The organism is Roseburia sp. AF20-18LB (assembly GCF_003461185.1).
GTDB lineage: Bacteria > Bacillota > Clostridia > Lachnospirales > Lachnospiraceae > Roseburia_C > Roseburia_C amylophila.
In genome coordinates this window covers 14,202-33,821 of record NZ_QTWP01000009.1, presented here as the reverse complement: position 1 = coordinate 33,821, position 19,620 = coordinate 14,202, and the positions used below count along the sequence as shown (strand labels likewise).

Genomic DNA, 19,620 nt, shown 5'->3' with positions numbered 1-19,620 from the left:
TTTATGCGAGTAGCGCACGGAGCAAAGCATGTGCCTTGGCACATTCTCGTGCCTGCGGCGGTCGCTTGCGATATCTACCTTATACGCCGCAGTGTGCATCCTCGCGGAGCGTTTTTTACTTTACAGGAAAACAATTTCCTGTAAAGTAAAAAAAGATGCCAAAAACACGTTTTCGTGTTTTTGACATCTTCGTCTACAGCTAGGACTATAGCACTTTTCTATCCCTATTGCAAGGGCATTTTTTAATCAATTAATTATTTTTTGTTCTTTTGCTAGTTTTTTTGTGATGTTTCCGGCTGTTTTCTCACCCAAAAGGATACTTTATTTCATCCATTTATCTGCCTCTTCTTTCAGCCAGGAGTACCATGCTTCCATTCCCTCTCCGGTCTTTGCGGAGATTGGGAATATCTTAAGATTCGGATTCCGTTTCCATGCATACTCCTTTACCTTATCCATATCAAAGTCAAAATATGGCAGCACATCAATTTTATTGATAATAAGTGCATCGCATACGGTAAAGATTAATGGATATTTCAATGGCTTGTCGTGTCCTTCCGGTACGGACAAAATCATTGCATTCTTCACTGCTCCGGTATCAAATTCTGCCGGGCAGACAAGGTTCCCCACATTTTCAAGGATAGCAATATCTACATCCTCAGTGCCAAGCTCCTTCAAGCCCTGTCTGGTCATGTCTGCATCCAGATGGCACATACCGCCGGTATGAAGCTGTACAACCTTTGCTGCTGTCTTATCAGCAATCGTCCATGCATCTACATCGGAATCAATATCCGCTTCCATGACTCCTACCCGGTAGTCCTTTAATAGTTCATTGACCGTTGGCACCAGGGTAGAAGTCTTACCACTTCCCGGTGAAGACATCAGATTTAAGAGAAATGTTTTCTCTCCCTTTAACTGTTCTCTTAAGCTGGCAGCATCCTTATCATTATTTTCAAATATACTTCTTTTTACTTCAATTACTTTCATTTCCAGTTCCTCAATTATACCCTATTTTACATCTGCTCTTGCCAGTGCATCTTTATAATACTTGAAGTCTGTAAATACTTCGTTGGTATACGGATTCTTCTTATTCTTTACAGATTTGTAAATGATGTATCCTAAAGCAATGGCATTTACAATCAGTGCCAGTGCGCTGACGATTGTCATTGCGGTCGGATCTGCATTGTTCGAAGTTCCTGCTACAATGCCATTTACCGTTCCGTCTGCATACTGTCTGGAAATGGTTGCCCATGGATAATAGGTTGTTCCATCGGCAGCAGTCTCCTGAAACAGTGGAAAAATCTGTGCAAACATACACCAGATTGCCAGTGTATTTGCACGGTTCATAATCCAGCCACCCTTGTTCCAGATTAATGCTGCAATAGTAGGTGCTAAAAGCAGTGCTACACCACAGAACCAGGAGTGGGTTGGCAGACAATTGTAGGTATAAGCGAAGTTCCAGATATCATATACTACAATGTAAACCCAGATCATATCCGGCCAGATCATATCTTTCTTGTCTTTGGAGGAATATACTTTCCACCAGCCTGTCATGCAAAGGATATTTAAGATTCCTGCGATTCCGTTCATTACGTTGTGCCAGCCACCATAGAGCCATACATCTTCGGAAGATAACCACCAGGAATACCAGCCGTTGATTGCGGATTCGAAATCGCTGGCTACTGCAATCAAAATATTAATTGCTACGATTACAAATGGGAATGCACGGAACCACTGTTTCTTTCCAATACCCCATTCATACTTAATCATCATAAAGCCGATACATCCGGCAAGTGCTGCATACAGTTTTGCGTAATGGAACCATCCATTCATATAAAGATGTGTCTGGTTATTTACGGCCCATTCTACGCCCTGTCCTGCGCATACTGCAATTACAACAAAGTAAACGGTAAGTGCCAGCGGAATAATTCCAAACATCATAAGTCCACCAAACTTGGTTCTTCTTGCAAACTCATTTAATAAAATAAGTCCGGCTAAGACTGCCAGCATGGCAATCCACTGATAAATTCCATTTCCTCCATAAACATGAAACAACATTTTAACCCCTTCTTTCTTTGGTAAATTATTTATTGGAAAGCCTGCCTCAGCAGGCCTCCATTTCTTTGATACTGCATTCATTTCCCGTCAGCAGATAGGTGTCATCACTCTTACAGTACGGACATTGTCTGCCGAATTTTACAGTCGGATAAGTCTTTTTGCAATTCTCGCACATGGTTACCGCCGGAAGCGTCTCGATACGCAATTCCGATTCCGATAACAGGTCCGATTTCTTCCGGTAATAGTCCCAGCAGTCTAAAAGGTATTCCGGGACAATTCCGCTGACTTCTCCAATTTCCAAAGTAACAGAACCTATCTTCGTCACTTCATTTTCTTCTGCTACTTCCTTTAATGTTTTGGAAATATGAATGATAATTCCCAGTTCATGCATACACTCACATCCTGCTTTTTATTTCTTCCTGCCTTTGAATTTAATCTTAATCTCACGCTTTAACATATATGGGAAGATTGCCTTTAACTTGTCTTCTGATTTTACCATGCGGCTTGCATCCGGCAGGTCACGGCTTAAGTGGATGGCATCAAATTCGCACTTCGTTGTACAGATTCCGCAGCCGATACACTTATTCGGGTCTACTACGGTAGCACCACAGCCTAAGCAGCGGTTTGCTTCTTTCTGTACCTGCTCCTCGGTAAAGGTGCTTCGTAAATCACGGAAAGTATGCTTTGCATCTCCAGCCTTATGTCCCGGCACCTGACGTTTTGCATTGTCAAAGGTCTCAACTTTAATATTGTCTTTATCCAGTTCAATGAACTGTCTTCTGTTACGTCCCAAAGTAAGGCTCTGTCCTTCATGGACAAAACGGTGAATAGATACACAGCCTTCTTTTCCTGCTGCAATAGCATCAATAGCAAATCTTGGTCCGGTATAGTTATCTCCACCGGTAAAAATATCCGGCTCTGCGGTCTGATATGTTACCGGATCTGCCTTTAAGGTTCCGTTCGGATTAAATTCCACTTTGCTTCCTTCTAATAAAGCCCCCCACTTAATAGACTGTCCAATGGATAATAATACCTGGTCACAAGGAACCGTTAATAATTCTTCTTCGTCATATTTTGGTGAAAACCGTTTATTCTCATCCAGTACAGCGATACATTTTTTGAATACCACTGCGGTCACTTTGCCATTCTCGGTAAGGATTTCCTTTGGTCCCCAGGAATTATTTACCACAATGCCCTCTTCTTCTGCCTCTGCCACCTCATCATCGGCTGCCGGCATAATATCTCTTGATTCCAGACAGAACATGGATACATCGGAAGATCCGGTACGAAGTGCGGTTCTTGCAACGTCTACTGCTACATTTCCTCCACCGATTACTACGGTCTTGCCAGATAATTTCACGCCTTCTTCATTTAAATTGACACGACGCAAGAAGTCTACTCCGGTTTCTACGCCTACGGCATCTTCTCCCGGTACTCCGGTCATACGTCCGCCCTGTGCACCAATTGCTATGTAAAATGCTTTATACCCCTGTTCACGCAGCTGTGTTATGGTGATGTCCTCGCCAACTTCTATGCCGCACTTGAATTCTACCCCCATCTCGCGCAGCACATCGATTTCTGCATTGATCACATCTTTTTCCAGACGGAAAGATGGAATACCGTTCATCAGCATACCACCCGGTCTTTTTTCTTTTTCAAATACAGTAACCGGATAACCCATTTTCTTTAAATAGAATGCGGCTGACATTCCTGCCGGTCCTGCTCCGATTACTGCTACCTTCTCCTCAAAAGGCTTTCCAGAATAATTCAACATTGGTGGAATATAACGCTTCTCTGCATGGAGCTCCTGTTCCGCAATGAATTTCTTGATTTCATCAATAGCTACTGCCTGGTCAATGGTTCCCCTGGTACATGCATCTTCGCAGCGGCGGTTACAGATTGCTCCACATACTGCCGGGAACGGATTCTCCGTCTTAATCAGCTTCAATGCATCCAGATATCTTCCCTGGGATGCCATCTTAATATAGCCCTGTACCGGAAGATGTGCCGGACATGCTGTCTTACATGGTGCGGTACCGGTGTCATAACAGTTAATCTGGTTATCATCCCTGTAATTTGGATTCCATTTTTCCGGTCCCCACTTGGTGGTATCCGGAAGTTCCTGCTGTGGATAAGTGATATGTCCGCCATCTCTGGTACATAGTTTCTGTCCAAGCTTTGCTGCACCAGCCGGACAGTACTCTACACATCTTCCGCAGGCTACACATTTCTCCGGCTCTACACTGGCACGGTATGCGGAGCGTGACATATTTGGTGTGTTGAAAAGCTGGGATGTACGCAATGCATTACATACACCGACTGCACAGTTACAGATTGCAAAGATTTTATCTTCTCCATCAATGTTCGTAATCTGATGGACATAGCCATTATCCTCTGCTCGCTGCAGAATCTCCATTACTTCATCATAATCAATGTAACGGCCCTTTCCAGTCTCTACACAGTAATCTGCCATATCACCGACACCAATACATAAATCATCCTCTAAGTCTCCGGTTCCCTCCCCACGGATTCGCTGCTGACGTCTGCAGGAACATGCACCAACGGAATATTTATCATATTTATTGAGCCAGTGGGAAATATGCTCCACGCTTGCCGACTGCTGGTTTGCCGGGATTGCTTTTTCTACCGGAATAACATGCATTCCGATTCCTGCTCCACCCAGCGGAACCATAGGTGTAACTTTCTCCAGCGGAAGTTTTGACATCTGTTCAAAGAAATCTGCAATCTCCGGATGTGTTTCCACCTGCTCTTTATTCATTACCATGAATTCTGCACAGCCCGGAACAAACATTGGCAGTATGTACTGCTTATGATGGTCTTCATTTTCCCGGTTGTACTCAATGACTCCGATGACACTCATTTCTTCTAAGAGTTCTTCGGTCCGCTCTACGCTCTTCTTACATTTCTTTGCTACTTCTGCTGCGGTAGCCGGTACTCTGACTTTCATTGCCAGTGCAACTTCTGCCATCTCATCCGTCACTACACTTGCCAAGCCCCAGTATTCCGGGTCATTTTCCGTAACTTTCACTCCGATTCGGTCTGTAATTTTCTGACCGAGTTTCAGAATCAATTCTCTTGGTTCTGCCATGTGCCCCTCCTTTGTATGATACCTGTATTGCTCCCCTCACAGGTTGTTTTTTGTCGTGATTCATCACAGTATTTGTATATATTATACAATATCCGGTTATTTTTATCAATAATTATCACACTTTTCACAATAGTTCTTCATAAAAAAGAAACTGTGTCTTGTGAATTTTATACACAAAACACAGTTTCCTGTTTCTTTTGATTTTCTCACTGTTTGAAACTCATTTTCTAAAATCAGGTTCCAAAATTCTTATTTTCTATTAATCCAGTGGAATCAGTTTTTCTTTTCCACCCATATATGGCTGCAATGCCTTTGGAATATTTACGCTTCCGTCCGCATTGAGGTTGTTCTCTAAGAACGCAATCAGCATACGAGGTGGTGCAACTACAGTATTATTTAAGGTATGTGCGAAATATTTATTTCCATCCTTGCCTTTGACACGGATTTTCAGTCTTCTTGCCTGTGCATCGCCTAAGTTAGAGCAGCTTCCTACTTCGAAGTATTTCTTCTGACGTGGAGACCATGCTTCTACGTCACAGGATTTCACTTTCAAGTCTGCTAAGTCTCCGGAACAGCACTCAAGGGTACGTACCGGAATATCTAAGCTGCGGAACAAATCTACGGTATTCTTCCAGAGCTTGTCATACCACTCTTTGGACTCTTCCGGCTTACATACAACAATCATTTCCTGCTTCTCAAACTGGTGGATACGATATACACCACGTTCTTCAATACCATGTGCTCCTTTTTCTTTACGGAAACATGGAGAGTAGCTGGTCAGAGTATATGGAAGTTTTTCTTCATCATTGATGGTATCAATGAATTTACCAATCATGGAATGCTCAGAAGTACCAATCAGATACAAATCCTCGCCTTCGATTTTATACATCATGGCATCCATTTCATCAAAACTCATAACACCGGTTACAACATTGCTCCGAATCATAAATGGTGGTACACAGTATGTGAATCCACGGTCAATCATAAAATCTCTTGCATAAGAAATAACTGCAGAATGTACTCTTGCAATGTCTCCCATCAGATAGTAGAAGCCATTTCCCGCAACTTTTCCTGCTGCGTCCAAATCAATACCATGGAAACGATCCATGATATCGGTATGATATGGGATTTCAAAATCCGGAACAACCGGCTCACCAAATTTTTCAATTTCTACGTTACAGGAATCATCTTTTCCAATCGGAACGGATGGGTCTATGATGTTTGGAATTGTCATCATAATCCTGGTAATCTTTTCCTGTAAATCTTTTTCCTGCTCTTCTAACTCTGCAAGGCGGGCTGCATCTTTGCTTACCTGCTCTTTTAATGCCATAGCTTCGTCTTTCTTGCCCTGTCCCATCAATGCACCAATCTGCTTGGAAATACTGTTACGGTTTGCACGTAATGCATCTGCTTCCTGCTGTGCACTTCTTGCCTGCTCATCTAACTCAATTACCTCGTCTACCAGTGGCAATTTGTGATCCTGGAATTTCTTCTTAATGTTCTCTTTTACGATGTCCGGATTTTCCCGTAAGAATTTTAAATCAATCATCTTTGTTCTCCTTCTTTGATATCATGTGCTTTTTTTAAAAATTTTATAGGATTGATTCGTAAGCATGCGGTGCTCGCCAAATCTGCATGCAAGCATGCGATTTTTCTCGCTACTCGCATAAAAAATGCCTTCCATCCCATGCATTTTCATACATGGGACGAAAGGCCTATCTACCGTTCCGCGTTGCCACCCATTTTGCCGCATCACATTTACGTCTTCTCTTCTTTGCCTGCGACCACTTCATTGCGTATCATAAGGGGTACGAACCCGTGGCTTTCACCACCAGCCTCCGAAAGTGGACCAATTGCTTCCTAATACCGGCTCACACCAGCCGCCGGCTCTCTGAATTATTCCGTCAATCTTAGCTTTCGTCAAACGCTGTTTTTACTCTGTTTCCTATTATAGCGCGGGGAGTGGATTTACGCAAGAGGATTCTACAATCCTCTAATTATATTTAAGTAATCCTGGCGTTGGTCAACAACAGCATAGATTATAACTCTTTTATTTTCTTCATTTATCTTATAGAAAACCAGATTTTTTTCCAATATCAACACCCGATACCCTTGTCTTTTCAATACAAGATAATGCGGTTCTCCCCCCTTTAATGGATGAACCGCCAAATCAAGAATATTCTGTTCCAGTTCTTCTAATTTTTCCAGTGCAACCTTATTACCAAAATTTTCGGCTATATACAATACGATTTTTCTAATCTGCGCATCTGCCGTTTCTGTACGAACAACTTCATATTTCAATAATTCTATTCCTCCCCAAGCATTTGTCTTAAATCATCAAATGTTTCACGAACCGGTGCTACTCTACCATTCTTTACATCATCTTCCGCTTCTGTAAGAATTTCCAAAAGTTCTATTCTTGACTTCATTCTTTTATATTCCTCATACGAAAGAGAGACTGTATCACCACGACCGTTTACTGTGATTATAACCGCTTCATTTTCTTCTCTGCATTGTTTTGAAATTTCACTATAATGATTTCTTAAATCTGCAGATGGTCGTATTGTTTCCTGTAATGCATGCATAAAAAACACCTCCGCCTATATTATAGTCACATCATATCATAATTTGACTATGTTATCAAGTTTTCCATTCGTAAACCATCGTAAACCATCGTAAACCATCGTAAAACCATAAAACCCATAACAAAATTCGGAAGGAATTTTTGTTACTTTTTACTATATCCATGTTCATTTCTGGAAAAAGAATGTGCCTTGGCACATTCACGGTCTAAGCGATTTTTCTTTTAACAAAATTTTTGCAGTTCTTTATATCTAAAATACTGTGTTACTGAAAAATGTGATGAATGTATGGTTAGTCGATAACGGTGACATCTTTATCCCACAAAAACTCTCTATGTCCATTCCAATCAACCCCATAAAAGGTAGCCGCCTCTGTATCATTTTCAAAAACTTCTAATACATCAAACTCTGTTCCATTTTCCACCAAAAAGTATTCACTATATACTTCACTGCTTGGCTGGTCTGTTAAATATGCTCCATTTGAATTCGTAACCTTCACCCGAAACAGCACCGGCTCCTCTGTTTCTGTCTCCGTCACTGCCTCGGTCTCTGTCACGATCTCATTTTCTACCTTTGCCTCCGTTGCTGTCTCGCTCTCTGTCTCAGTTGTGACAACTGCTTCGGTCACTTCTGTGGCGGCTGGATTTGCCTGCTCTTTCGTGCTGCCACAGGCTGTAACTGATATTGCCATAAGTATCGTTAATACTCCTGTCATAACTTTTTCCGCTATTGCTGTTGAAATCTTTCTGTTTTTCATAAATGTCCGCCTTTCCTTTTTATCTTCCTGTTATCATTTGAACTGCTCTCTATTTTAGTACATATATTTACTAAAATCAATAGTAAACATCTTTATTATGATAAATTAAAAAAGTCCTCTGCAAGACATATTATTTTTAGGATATATTCTGGATTTTTTGAGAATTATATAAATTTATTTTTGAAAAATTCCGGATTTATTTTTAGATTTGGAGATTATATGGATTATATACAGCGAATGCGTAATTTACGCGAAGACCATGACAAAACCCAGCAGGAAATTGCCGACGTTCTCGGAACTTCCCAGACCATGTACGCCCGCTATGAGCGTGGTGCTAATGAGCTTCCTATCCGCCATCTTCTGAAGCTCTGCCATTACTATAGTGTTTCTTCCGATTATTTTCTTGGTCTTTCTGATATAAAAACAGCCCATTTACGCCATAAAAATGCAACATAAAAGAGAGGAAATTTCATCTTCTGAATTTTCCTCTCTTTTTTACATCTTGTCCTATAGGTCTACATTTTTCTATTTTTTACTCGTGACGCAATGCCTCGATTGGGTCTAAGTTTGCTGCCTTATAGGATGGCAGAAGACCGAAAATAATTCCGATAATCATGGAGAATACCACGCCGCCTACGGCTGCCGGTGCACTGATGGCAACCGGTGTGGTACTAAGTTTTGAGATAATCTCAGCTAATATGATTCCCACCAGAACTCCAATCAATCCGCCTAAACTGGTAAGTACTGCTGCCTCGGTTAAGAACTGTCCTAAGATAACAGACTTTCTTGCTCCGATTGCTTTCTTCAGACCAATCTCACTGGTACGCTCCGTTACGGATACCAGCATGATATTCATTACACCGATACCGCCAACCAGAAGGGAAATTCCGGCAATCCAGATTAACATGGTATTGGTGGACTGGCTCAACTGCTGAATTTGTTTTGCCTGCTCCAGTAAGTCTTCGGATTTGTACTTAATGGTATCATCCGATGTTGCAAGATAGCCATTTAAAATATCGGCACTCTTCTTTCCTGCATTGGTCATATCGCTGGTGCTCTTTGCTTTAATGAGAACCTGCTGTGGTTCGTCATAACGATAGATAATCGGCCAGGTTACAGATGGTACATAAATCTTACCACTGCTGTCCTGGGAATAAGTATAATAATCATCCATGGAATTGATAACCGGTTCGAACTGCTCGCTCTTGGTTGCAATTCCTACAACAATATATGGCTGCTGCTTAATCTCAATGGTCTTTCCAATTGGATTCTCGCCCTGAAATAATGCTTCTGCAGAATCTTCATCTAAGATTGCGACCTTTGCAAAATCACTGTAGTCCTCTTCGGTAAAGCAGCGCCCGCTCTTCATAATCATTCCCGCAGTATTAAAGTAGCCATTGTCTACTCCCATAATATAACCGCCGGAAAGAGAAGTATTTTTATAGTATGCTCCATCATAATCCTGTCTGGAAAGGAATAAAGATGCATCCTCTACTTCATCCAGATCTTTAATCTGCTCCAGTGCTTCATTTGTAATTACCGGAATTCCACCCGGTACACTTCCATAGGAAAAATCCATGGAATAATCTCCCTGATACAACTGCACTGTAACATTGTTATCGCCTGCGCCAATCAGGTTCTGCTCAATCTGTTCATTCGTTCCTTTAATCGTAGATACAATTGCAATAATTGCTGCAATACCAATAATAATACCCAGCATAGTTAAGAAGGAACGCATCTTGTGTGACCAGATACCCTGAAAAGATAATCTTAAATTTTCTAACATGTTCGTCCCTCCTACTAATACATTTCAGTTCCGGAATCTTCATCCTTATTGGTTTTGACTCCTTCTTTTGCTGTCTTGCCATATGGAAAAGCAAGATAATCATCCATTGTAACTCCGGATTTGATTTCTACTGCATATCCGTATATGGTCTTTCCTGTCTTCACATACTGCTTTACCAGATGACCGGTTCCATCATCCTTCATGACATAGCTCTTACCATCTTCCTTACGCACATACGCTTTATCCAGATAAATCTTATCAGAAGCATCTTCATCTCCGCCAAGATTGATGGAAAGGCTTAAGTTATCTCCATTGCTAAGTCCGGTACTGTCTTCAATATATGCAGTATAACCATAATAGGAGGCATTTGGATTACCACTGCCATAATATCCATTTGCATCTTCCGGGTAATCATTAATCTCTGTTATCGTTGCATCGAATACCATTCCGGTGCTCCAGGAGGTTGCTGTAACACTCTGTCCCACCTTCACCTGTTCCAATGCAAGCTCATTTAGTATTCCTTTTACATATAGACCATCCGAACCGGAAAGTGTCAAAAATGCACTTCCATCATTTGGAAGATTATCCGGATCTCCTGCTTTCTTTACGGTACCATTAAACTCAGCATAAACCATTCCATCTTCTGACTGGCTTTCCATCTGTTTCAACGCAAGCTCCGCTTTTCTTTTATCCAGATCAAGCTTAGTCAGTTCTTTTTCTTTATCCGCAATCTCTTTTGCCAGTTCATCTGCCGTATATCCGCTCTGCTGGTTATCATCCGGTACAGATGGTGTATCCGGTACAACCGGTTCGACCGGGGTATCCGGGATATCCGGCTCATTAATTACTTTACTTCCATCAATAACATACCATTTTGCATCCGGGTCTGCTTCCTCTAAAGCTGCACCGACTTTTGTCCATGCACTGATTAAGGTTCCGGCTACGGTATTTCCGTCATGAATTTCAAATACCGCAACCTTCCCCTCACTTTTCAATGTATTCAGATAGCTTCCATAGACATATGCTTCCTTTGTACATAAGAAGCGGTATGGATTCTCCTGGCTTCCATCTCCGGTATATGGCTGCGCCGTTGTTGAAATATAATTATAGGCATCTCCGTTCTTCTCTTCTACCGTATCCGGTGTGGTTACAGAAGTATCCGTAGATGGTGTTTCCGGTGCTGATGGTGTCACACTGTCTACAGACGGTGTACTTGTTGTGGTATTGCTGACCGGCTTGGTATTTTTAAGCTTTTCCAATTCCTTCTGTGCTACAGCAATATTATTTTCGGTCGTCTGGATGTCTAATTTCTTCATCTCAATTGCAAGGTCAATATTGGTCATATCATACTGTAACAGTGGGTCACCTTCGGATACTTCCTGTCCTTCTGTTACAAATACTTTCTGAACGGTCTGCTCTGTGCTGACATAAACATCCTGCTGCTGTCCATTGGTCACGGTTCCGTCACTTTCCATGCTGTCACCCCAGAAACCGGTATTTAACATGGATACTGACTGTACCTCTGCTACCAGCTTACTGTTCTGGTATGCCCGGTATCCTACTACTCCTCCGGTGATTCCACCTCCGGTTAAAACTACGATTAGAATTGCAATTATAACTTTCTTTTTCATGCCTTGCCCTCCTCATCGTCTGTAAATATTTCTCCGTCTACTATATGGAGGATTCTCTTTGCCTGCTTTGCAATATTAATATCGTGGGTAATCATGACAATGGTAACGCCCTCATCATTCAGGCTCTGGAACAGTTCCATAATCTGTTTACCGGATTTCTGGTCCAATGCTCCGGTCGGCTCATCCGCCAGTAAAATCTTCGGATTATTTACCATGGCACGGGCAATTGCCACTCTCTGCTTCTGTCCACCGGAAAGCTGTGTCGGGCGGAATCCGGAACGGTCTCCTAAGCCTACACGCTCCAATGCCTTCTGTGCTCTTTCTTTCCGTTCTTTCTTCTTTACACCGGCATAGCTCAGCGGAAGTGATACGTTATCCAGTGCACTTTCCCTTGGCATCAGCTGAAAACTCTGGAATACAAATCCAATACTGTTCAGTCGGACAGCCGACATCTCACGGTCTTTTAAGTTTAAGACATCCTTTTCTGCCAGTTCATAGGTTCCGGAAGTCGGTCTGTCCAGACATCCGATAATATTCATCAATGTTGTCTTTCCGGAACCGGACGGTCCCATGATAGCAACATATTCTCCTTCTTCTACCTGTAAAGATACATCCTTCAATACCGGAACTACCAGTTTATCCTGATTGTAATCTTTATAGATATGCTGCAGATTCAGAATCATTCAACCACCTCCGAATCTGTCGCACCTGACTCGCCGCTATCTGTTAATTCAGTTCCGGCTTCATCATATATTCCTTCGTCCATGTATTCGGTTCCGTCAGTATTATACATGCCTTCATCCATAGATTCAGTTCCGGCTTCATCATACATTCCCTCATCCATACCGGAATCATCTGTAGATTCCTGATTGTATAACGGAGAAGAATAATCTACTTCTTCCATATTGGTAACTGCAGCTACACCCTCATACAGTCCCTGCATCGGGAATGCAATCAGGTCATCTTCAGAAAGTCCGGATTTAATCTCATATTCACCCAGATTTTCATCATGCTCGCCTAATTCCACTTTACGTTTTTCCAGACGGTTCTTCTTATCTGCTGCCCACACATATGGGTCTCCATCATCCTGCACAATATAATAGTCATACAGCCAGAGTCCTTCCTTTTCTTCAACCTCGCCCTGTCCGTAATCCGGCTCTATATATAAATGCTGTCCTAACATCAGTCCGTCTGTACTGTCCAAAGTAACATAGAATGAATACTTGGACGCAGAATCTCCGGAGCTGCTTCCATCATACATATAAGAAGAATTACTGTCAGTCTGCGTGCTTTCAGTATCAATCTTGGAAATACTTCCTGTCCAGGTCTGCGTCTCATCTAATCTGGAACGTAAAATAACCGGTGTTCCCTCAGATATTGTTCCTACAGAAGTCTCATCAATCGTTCCCTTTACACGGTACTCGCCTGTAGCTAATATTTTCATATATGCTACAGTATTTCCATTGGAATCCACCCCGTTTTCATTGATTTCTTTTACAACACCAGCCATCTTACTGGTTACTTCTGAGTTGTCGATGGATTTCTGGTATTTGTCAATCTCTGCCTGTTTGCTTTTCTTGTTATATTCTGACTGCTTAATGGAAGTCTGCAGAGTCTGAATCTGTGTGGTATATTCAAACTGCTGGTCTTCCGGTGCACTTGCTTTTTCTTTCTGTAATTCTGCAATCTGTGCATTTGAATTTGAAATGTCATTTGCAATGCCTTCCATCTCAAGCTTTGCCTGGTCTATCTGCATCTGCAAATCCTCTGTATCATAGGAAAATAATACGGTTCCCTCTTCTACTTCATCACCAACAGAAACGTATACTTCCTTTACCTTACGTTCGGAATCCTTATTTATCTCTAAGGTCTCCTGTGGTTCTACCACACCACTGTAACGGTTATTGACTCCTGCTGACTGGTTCATGATTGCAGATACTTTTTCTACATATACCTTGTCTGCCGAATTTCCACCACTGCTCTTTCCTCTTAGGAAATAGAATCCTACTCCGGCTGCAACTACTGCAGCTGCAATAACTCCAATAATAATGCCTACCTTCTTTTTGCTCATCTGTCTCCTCCTGAATAATTCCTTTTTTCTGCCTTTTACCTGTAGAAGCTGCCGTTGGCAGTTTCTCAGGAATGCCTGACAATCGAAAAAATAGCCGTAAAGCTTTCATACTTTACGACTATTTTATCATTTTCTTATCTGAAATACAGCATGGATAATTCCTAAGATTTCTTAAGAAATCATTAATTTCCTGACGAAATTTTTTGTAATTTATTTCAAAGGATATTTTGCAGTTAACTCTGATACGATTGCTCTTGCTTTTTCAGAAGCTGTTTCACCCTCTTTAATCATCATGGCAATTGCTTCTGCAATCTTATCCATATCCTCTGTATTCATGCCTCTTGATGTAACAGCTGCAGTACCGAGACGGACGCCACTGGTTACAAATGGAGACTTTGGATCATTCGGAATGGTATTCTTATTACAGGTGATATTTACAGAGTCTAATAATTTTTCTACTGCCTTACCTGTCAAATCATAATTAGTAAGGTCTACTAACATCAGATGGTTGTCAGTTCCGCCGGATACAATCCTGATGTCACGGCTTAATAATCCCTTGCAAAGTGCCTGGGCATTATCAATAATACCCTGCTGATATACCTTGAATTCCGGCTGTAACGCTTCTTTTAAGCAGACTGCCTTTGCTGCAATGACATGCATTAAAGGTCCACCCTGGATTCCCGGAAATACTGCCTTATTAAAGTTATATTTATCTGCTGCTTCCTGATTGCAGAGAATCATTCCGCCTCTTGGTCCTCTTAAGGTCTTATGGGTTGTTGTTGTTACAACATCTGCATATGGGATTGGGCTTGGATGAAGTCCTGCTGCAACAAGTCCTGCGATATGTGCCATATCAACCATAAGAACTGCACCACAGGCATCTGCGATTTCACGGAATTTCTTGAAATCAATGGTTCTTGCATATGCAGATGCACCTGCAATAATCATCTTTGGCTTACATTCCATTGCAATCTGCATAACATTGTCATAGTCAATGAAGCCTTCATCATTTACACCATAAGGCACAATATGGAAATATGTTCCGGAGAAGTTTACCGGACTTCCGTGTGTTAAATGTCCACCATGGTCTAAGTTCATTCCCATTACGGTATCACCCGGTTTTAAAATAGCAAACTGTACAGCCATGTTTGCCTGTGCACCGGAATGTGGCTGTACATTTACATAGTCACAGCCAAACAGCTCTTTTGCTCTCTCAATTGCCAGGTTCTCTACAATATCAACGCAGTCACATCCACCATAATATCTCTTTCCCGGATATCCTTCTGCATATTTATTGGTCATTACACTGCCCATTGCTGACATTACTGCCGGGCTTACCCAGTTCTCAGATGCGATCAGCTCAATGTGGCTGTTCTGACGGTCAAATTCTTTGGTAATGGCATCTGCAACTTCCATGTCCACTGCCTGAATATCTTCTAATGTATACATGTTTCTTCTCCTTCTCTATGTGATTTTCTTTAGGCGATTGCGAAAGGGGACAGCTTTTCTTTCAAAATTTTGCTATGAAAGGGGATTTGGAGTTATTTGTACTGGAATGCCAGCAGTTCTTAAGTGTATGTTTTGCTTGATTGTAAACTGTCTTTCCGTTGCTTTAACGGGGTCGCTGTACTGTCCGCCAACTGCAGATGCGGCATAAAGCCTGCAAGGAGCACTAAGAATTTCGGCATGGACATCGTACATTCCGGCAACCGGCGCAAATTCACATCCATGTTCAATTGCGCCTCGCTGGCACGTCCCTGTGCCAGCGTTGCCAAAGAACAGACGAAATTCTAAGTGCCCCTAACAGCCCTTATCATGCATCTGAAGTTGACGACCAATGCAGCGACGATGTCAAACATTGGAAAGACTGGTTATCCAATTTCGCAATCGCCCAATATATTTACTTTGAGTATCATTATAAGTGATAGCCTAATTCAACGCAACTGTAATTTTACGCATTACCGTAAAAAAGTGCATTTTCAGAAATCTTTTCCAATTTCCTTTTCTAGGTGTCGTATTTCATATTATACTGCCACTTAAATATGGCAGTTCCAATGATTACAATATAGCCTGCAATACTGAGGACATCCGGTATCTGATCCAGGAACAGAATGCCAAGAAGTGCTGCAAAGACAATCTGGGTGTAATCAAAAACAGATATCTCTTTTGCCGGTGCTTTCGTATATGCTGTGGTAATGCAGATCTGTCCGCCTGCTGCACATACGCCAGCCAGCATAAGGCAGACAAACTGTGTCATGCTCATAGGCTTATATCCGATGATAAAAAATGGCAATGTGACAACACAGGAAAAGAGTGAAAAACAAAGGACAATAACCGGTCCCTTCACTCCCATTTTTCCCAATTTACGCACATAGGTATAAGCAATTCCTGCACCCAGTCCGCCCAGTGCTCCAATCAGTCCGTAAACAAACTGTATATCAAAGGATGGCTTAATGACAAGTAGTGCTCCGGTAAATGCCAGCACAACTGCTCCCCATTCTACTTTATTTGCCTTTTCCTTTAAGATAAAGGTTGACATAATAATTGCAAAGAAAGGCGATAACTTATTTAACATATTGGCATCTGCAATATTCAGCCGGTCAATGGCATAGAAATTACAGATTAATCCTACCGTTCCGCAGAAGCTTCGCATGAAGAGTCCGCCCCAGCTTTTCTTTGGTGCATAGAATGGCTCTTTTGCCCGGATGAGCAGAAAAGCTGCCACAATGGCAGCTACTGCATTTCGGAAAAAAGCCTTTTCCATCGTAGGCAGGTCTCCTGACAGCCGGACAAAAAATGTCATCAGTGCAAAGAAGAAGCCTGCTCCTATAATAAATAAAATTCCCTGTCTTTTTTCCTGTTTCATATGATTCTTTCTATTCTGCAAGCAGTTTTTCTACGCTTGCAAGTTTGACGCAAAGTACAAAAATTTTAGTTGCTGTCTCAAGTTCTTCCATAGTCGGGAAGCTTGGTGCAATACGGATAACAGAATCCTCCGGGTCTTTTCCATAAGGGAAAGGTGCTCCTGCCGGTGTCATAACAACGCCTGCTTCTTTTGCTTTGGCAACAACACTCTTTGCACATCCCGGTAAAGTATTAAAGCAGATGAAGTATCCACCCTTCGGGCTAATCCAGGAACCGATTCCAAGCTCGCCTAATTCATCCTGCAATGTTCTTTCTACCATTTCAAACTTCGGACGCATAATTGCTGCCTGTTTCATCATATGTGCATTGATTCCGTCAATATTTTTGAAATAACGTACATGACGAAGCTGATTAATCTTATCATGTCCGATGGTCTGCATCGTAAACTGTTTTTCAATGAACTCAAGGTTTGCCTTAGAGGTTACAATTGCTGCAATACCGCTTCCTGGGAAGCTTACCTTTGATGTAGAGCAGAATTCATATACCATATCCGGGTTGCCGGCTTTCTCACATTCGCTGATGATATCTAAAAGGTCATCCTGCTCATCTTCATAGAGATGATGTACTACATAGGCATTGTCCCAGTAAATACGGAAATCTTCTGCTGCCGGCTTTAATGCTGCCATACGGCGGACAGTTTCATCGGAATAAGTAATTCCCTGCGGATTGGAATATTTTGGTACACACCAGATTCCTTTGATGGAATCATCACTGCTTACCAGACGCTCTACCATATCCATATCCGGTCCTTCAGAAGTCATCGGTACATTTACCATTTCTACACCGAAAAATTCTGTTACTCCGAAATGACGGTCATAACCCGGTACCGGACATAAGAATTTTACTTTATCCAGTTTGCACCATGGTGTACTTCCCATGACACCGTGGGTAAAGGAACGGGATACGGTATCGTACATAACATTTAAGCTGGAATTACCGTATACAAAGACATGGTCAGGTGTGCTTCCTACCATATCTGCAATTAATTTTCTTGCTTCCGGAATTCCTTTTAATTCTCCATAATTTCTACAGTCTGTACCATCTTCTGCAATTAATTCACTGCTGCTGTTTAATACATCCAGCATCGGCATAGCAAGGTCGAGCTGGGTTGCTGCCGGCTTTCCTCTTGCCATATTTAAAGAAAGACCCATTCCCTTGTATTTTGCATACTCTTTTTCAAGACCTTCCTTTACCTTATACAATTCTTCTTTTGACATTTCCTGATAAGACTGCATCTTATTCCTTCCTCCTGTATCATTCATCATTTTCTTTTAACCAGTGAAGCCACTGGGCGATTTCTTTTTCTTTTCCATTGTCGGTCGGCTCATAAAATACCGAATCCGTCAGCCCGTCCGGAAGATACTGCTGTCTGACATAGTGATGCGGGTAATCATGAGAATAAAGATAACCCAGACCATGTCCTAATTTTCCGGCGGATTTGTAATGTGCATCCTTTAAGTGATTTGGTATCGGTGCCGTTTTGGTATGTTCTACCACATCCATCGCACGATTCAGTCCCATATAGGATGCATTACTCTTTGGTGCACTTGCCACATAGGCAACTGCTTCTGCAAGAATAATCTGTGCCTCCGGCATACCGATGCGTTCTACTGCCTGTGCTGCAGAAACCGCTACATTCAATGCCATCGGGTCTGCTGTACCAACATCCTCTGCCGCGCTGATCATGATTCTTCTTGCGATGAAACGGATATCTTCTCCTGCATATAACATTCTTGCGAGGTAATAAAGGGCTGCATCCGGGTCTGTTCCACGGATACTTTTGATAAATGCAGAAATCGTATCATAATGATTATCGCCTGCCTTATCATATTTCACTACACGCTTCTGGATACATTCCTGTGCCACATCGATTGTAATATGGATAAGTCCGTCTTCGCTTCGTGGTGTGGTTAAGATTCCAAGTTCAATGGCGGTAAGGGCTGCCCTTGCATCTCCATTGGCTACATCTGCCATGAATTCCAGTGCATCCTCATCGATGACTGCCTGATATGCACCCATTCCTTTTTCCTTATCAGTAACTGCCCGCACCAAAAGCTTCTTAATATCTTCTTTTTCCAGTGCATGCAGTTCAAAAATAATGGAACGGGATAGTAAAGCTCCATTGACTTCAAAATATGGATTTTCCGTTGTGGCACCAATCAGGATAATCGTTCCGTCTTCTACAAAAGGCAGAAGGTAGTCCTGCTGTCCTTTATTAAAACGATGAATCTCGTCGATGAAAAGAATCGTTTTCTTTCCATACATTCCCTGATTGTTCTTTGCCTGCTGCACCACTTCCTCCATGTCCTTCTTTCCTGCAGATGTAGCATTCATCTGAAGGAATTCAGCACTGGTGGTATTGGCAATCACTTTTGCCAGCGTGGTCTTTCCGGTTCCCGGCGGTCCATAGAAAAGAATAGAACTTAACTTATCTGCTTTAATGGCACGATATAACAACTTGTCCTTTCCGATAATATGTTCCTGCCCGACTACTTCGTCTAAGGTCGTGGGACGAAGTCTTGCCGCAAGGGGAGACTCTTTTTCCATATTCTGTTCCCGCATGTAATCAAATAAATCCATTTTTGCTCCTTGCATAATTTCAAAACGAATCTTGCATTTTTACTCTTATTTTTCTTCATTTTTATACTTTTTTGGTTTCAAAATGACATTTGAGCTTTAAAATAATTCATTTCATCCTAAGATA

General features: G+C 41.9%; 17 protein-coding genes. 1 reads left to right on the top strand and 16 read right to left on the bottom strand.

The features are described 5' to 3' along the window. Window positions 1–321: 321 nt before the first annotated feature. The 8 genes from hypB to DWX65_RS13030 form a co-directional block, all read right to left on the bottom strand. Window positions 322–984 (bottom strand): hydrogenase nickel incorporation protein HypB, encoded by a 663-nt coding sequence (gene hypB, locus DWX65_RS13065; RefSeq protein ID WP_118173579.1) that lies wholly within the window; start codon window positions 982–984, stop codon window positions 322–324. Window positions 985–1,005: 21 nt separating this feature from the next. Further along, window positions 1,006–2,055, bottom strand: coding sequence for a DUF5692 family protein (locus DWX65_RS13060; protein WP_117840600.1), 1,050 nt, complete (start codon window positions 2,053–2,055; stop codon window positions 1,006–1,008). A 46-nt stretch (window positions 2,056–2,101) separates the two neighbouring features. Next, window positions 2,102–2,446 carry a hydrogenase maturation nickel metallochaperone HypA gene (locus DWX65_RS13055; RefSeq protein WP_117697576.1) on the bottom strand — a complete coding sequence of 115 codons (345 nt, stop codon included), beginning with the start codon at window positions 2,444–2,446 and terminating at the stop codon, window positions 2,102–2,104. An 18-nt stretch (window positions 2,447–2,464) separates the two neighbouring features. Then, on the bottom strand, window positions 2,465–5,164 hold the full coding sequence (locus tag DWX65_RS13050; RefSeq protein WP_118173578.1) for an FAD-dependent oxidoreductase: 2,700 nt from the start codon (window positions 5,162–5,164) through the stop codon (window positions 2,465–2,467). Window positions 5,165–5,423: 259 nt separating this feature from the next. Further along, entirely contained in the window at window positions 5,424–6,713 is a 1,290-nt protein-coding gene (serS, locus tag DWX65_RS13045) for a serine--tRNA ligase (protein WP_022243934.1), read from the bottom strand. A 434-nt stretch (window positions 6,714–7,147) separates the two neighbouring features. Then, entirely contained in the window at window positions 7,148–7,465 is a 318-nt protein-coding gene (locus DWX65_RS13040; RefSeq protein ID WP_117697569.1) for a type II toxin-antitoxin system RelE/ParE family toxin, read from the bottom strand. 5 nt (window positions 7,466–7,470) lie between these two features. Further along, window positions 7,471–7,749: a type II toxin-antitoxin system Phd/YefM family antitoxin gene (locus DWX65_RS13035; RefSeq protein ID WP_022243932.1), complete on the bottom strand. Its 279-nt coding sequence runs from the start codon at window positions 7,747–7,749 to the stop codon at window positions 7,471–7,473. Between the two features lie 289 nt (window positions 7,750–8,038). Continuing rightward, window positions 8,039–8,503: a hypothetical protein gene (locus DWX65_RS13030; protein WP_117697566.1), complete on the bottom strand. Its 465-nt coding sequence runs from the start codon at window positions 8,501–8,503 to the stop codon at window positions 8,039–8,041. A 219-nt stretch (window positions 8,504–8,722) separates the two neighbouring features. Here DWX65_RS13030 and DWX65_RS13025 point away from each other — a divergent pair, with 219 nt between their 5' ends. Continuing rightward, entirely contained in the window at window positions 8,723–8,959 is a 237-nt protein-coding gene (locus DWX65_RS13025; RefSeq protein ID WP_117697564.1) for a helix-turn-helix domain-containing protein, read from the top strand. A 76-nt stretch (window positions 8,960–9,035) separates the two neighbouring features. Here DWX65_RS13025 and DWX65_RS13020 read toward each other — a convergent pair whose 3' ends face one another. From DWX65_RS13020 to DWX65_RS12985, 8 genes are all read right to left on the bottom strand, one after another. After that, window positions 9,036–10,289, bottom strand: a complete 1,254-nt coding sequence (locus DWX65_RS13020; protein WP_117697562.1) for an ABC transporter permease — start codon at window positions 10,287–10,289, stop codon at window positions 9,036–9,038. A 14-nt stretch (window positions 10,290–10,303) separates the two neighbouring features. Then, window positions 10,304–11,920, bottom strand: a complete 1,617-nt coding sequence (locus tag DWX65_RS13015) for a biotin/lipoyl-binding protein (RefSeq protein WP_117697560.1) — start codon at window positions 11,918–11,920, stop codon at window positions 10,304–10,306. Further along, complete coding sequence (locus tag DWX65_RS13010) at window positions 11,917–12,603, bottom strand: ABC transporter ATP-binding protein (RefSeq protein WP_117697558.1); 687 nt, start codon at window positions 12,601–12,603, stop codon at window positions 11,917–11,919. The genes DWX65_RS13015 and DWX65_RS13010 overlap by 4 nt, the downstream gene beginning before the upstream one ends. Beyond that, window positions 12,600–13,991: an efflux RND transporter periplasmic adaptor subunit gene (locus DWX65_RS13005; protein WP_117697557.1), complete on the bottom strand. Its 1,392-nt coding sequence runs from the start codon at window positions 13,989–13,991 to the stop codon at window positions 12,600–12,602. Before DWX65_RS13005 ends, DWX65_RS13010 begins: the two co-directional genes overlap by 4 nt. 210 nt (window positions 13,992–14,201) lie before the next feature. Then, entirely contained in the window at window positions 14,202–15,440 is a 1,239-nt protein-coding gene (gene glyA / locus DWX65_RS13000) for a serine hydroxymethyltransferase (protein ID WP_117697555.1), read from the bottom strand. A 556-nt stretch (window positions 15,441–15,996) separates the two neighbouring features. After that, window positions 15,997–16,857 carry a DMT family transporter gene (locus DWX65_RS12995; protein ID WP_117697551.1) on the bottom strand — a complete coding sequence of 287 codons (861 nt, stop codon included), beginning with the start codon at window positions 16,855–16,857 and terminating at the stop codon, window positions 15,997–15,999. A gap of 10 nt (window positions 16,858–16,867) precedes the next feature. Then, window positions 16,868–18,151: an aminotransferase class I/II-fold pyridoxal phosphate-dependent enzyme gene (locus DWX65_RS12990; RefSeq protein ID WP_117697549.1), complete on the bottom strand. Its 1,284-nt coding sequence runs from the start codon at window positions 18,149–18,151 to the stop codon at window positions 16,868–16,870. A gap of 19 nt (window positions 18,152–18,170) precedes the next feature. Then, window positions 18,171–19,496, bottom strand: a complete 1,326-nt coding sequence (locus DWX65_RS12985) for a replication-associated recombination protein A (RefSeq protein ID WP_022243922.1) — start codon at window positions 19,494–19,496, stop codon at window positions 18,171–18,173. Between the last annotated feature and the right edge of the window lie 124 nt (window positions 19,497–19,620).

Excerpts from the sequence above, each read along its gene's own strand:
- hypB (WP_118173579.1), bottom strand. The coding sequence starts at position 984 with ATGAAAGTAATTGAAGTAAAAAGAAGTATATTTGAAAATAATGATAAG.
- DWX65_RS13060 (WP_117840600.1), bottom strand. The coding sequence starts at position 2,055 with ATGTTGTTTCATGTTTATGGAGGAAATGGAATTTATCAGTGGATTGCC.
- DWX65_RS13055 (WP_117697576.1), bottom strand. The coding sequence starts at position 2,446 with ATGCATGAACTGGGAATTATCATTCATATTTCCAAAACATTAAAGGAA.
- DWX65_RS13050 (WP_118173578.1), bottom strand. The coding sequence starts at position 5,164 with ATGGCAGAACCAAGAGAATTGATTCTGAAACTCGGTCAGAAAATTACA.
- serS (WP_022243934.1), bottom strand. The coding sequence starts at position 6,713 with ATGATTGATTTAAAATTCTTACGGGAAAATCCGGACATCGTAAAAGAG.
- DWX65_RS13035 (WP_022243932.1), bottom strand. The coding sequence starts at position 7,749 with ATGCATGCATTACAGGAAACAATACGACCATCTGCAGATTTAAGAAAT.
- DWX65_RS13030 (WP_117697566.1), bottom strand. The coding sequence starts at position 8,503 with ATGAAAAACAGAAAGATTTCAACAGCAATAGCGGAAAAAGTTATGACA.
- DWX65_RS13025 (WP_117697564.1), top strand. The coding sequence starts at position 8,723 with ATGGATTATATACAGCGAATGCGTAATTTACGCGAAGACCATGACAAA.
- DWX65_RS13020 (WP_117697562.1), bottom strand. The coding sequence starts at position 10,289 with ATGTTAGAAAATTTAAGATTATCTTTTCAGGGTATCTGGTCACACAAG.
- DWX65_RS13015 (WP_117697560.1), bottom strand. The coding sequence starts at position 11,920 with ATGAAAAAGAAAGTTATAATTGCAATTCTAATCGTAGTTTTAACCGGA.
- DWX65_RS13010 (WP_117697558.1), bottom strand. The coding sequence starts at position 12,603 with ATGATTCTGAATCTGCAGCATATCTATAAAGATTACAATCAGGATAAA.
- DWX65_RS13005 (WP_117697557.1), bottom strand. The coding sequence starts at position 13,991 with ATGAGCAAAAAGAAGGTAGGCATTATTATTGGAGTTATTGCAGCTGCA.
- glyA (WP_117697555.1), bottom strand. The coding sequence starts at position 15,440 with ATGTATACATTAGAAGATATTCAGGCAGTGGACATGGAAGTTGCAGAT.
- DWX65_RS12995 (WP_117697551.1), bottom strand. The coding sequence starts at position 16,857 with ATGAAACAGGAAAAAAGACAGGGAATTTTATTTATTATAGGAGCAGGC.
- DWX65_RS12990 (WP_117697549.1), bottom strand. The coding sequence starts at position 18,151 with ATGCAGTCTTATCAGGAAATGTCAAAAGAAGAATTGTATAAGGTAAAG.
- DWX65_RS12985 (WP_022243922.1), bottom strand. The coding sequence starts at position 19,496 with ATGGATTTATTTGATTACATGCGGGAACAGAATATGGAAAAAGAGTCT.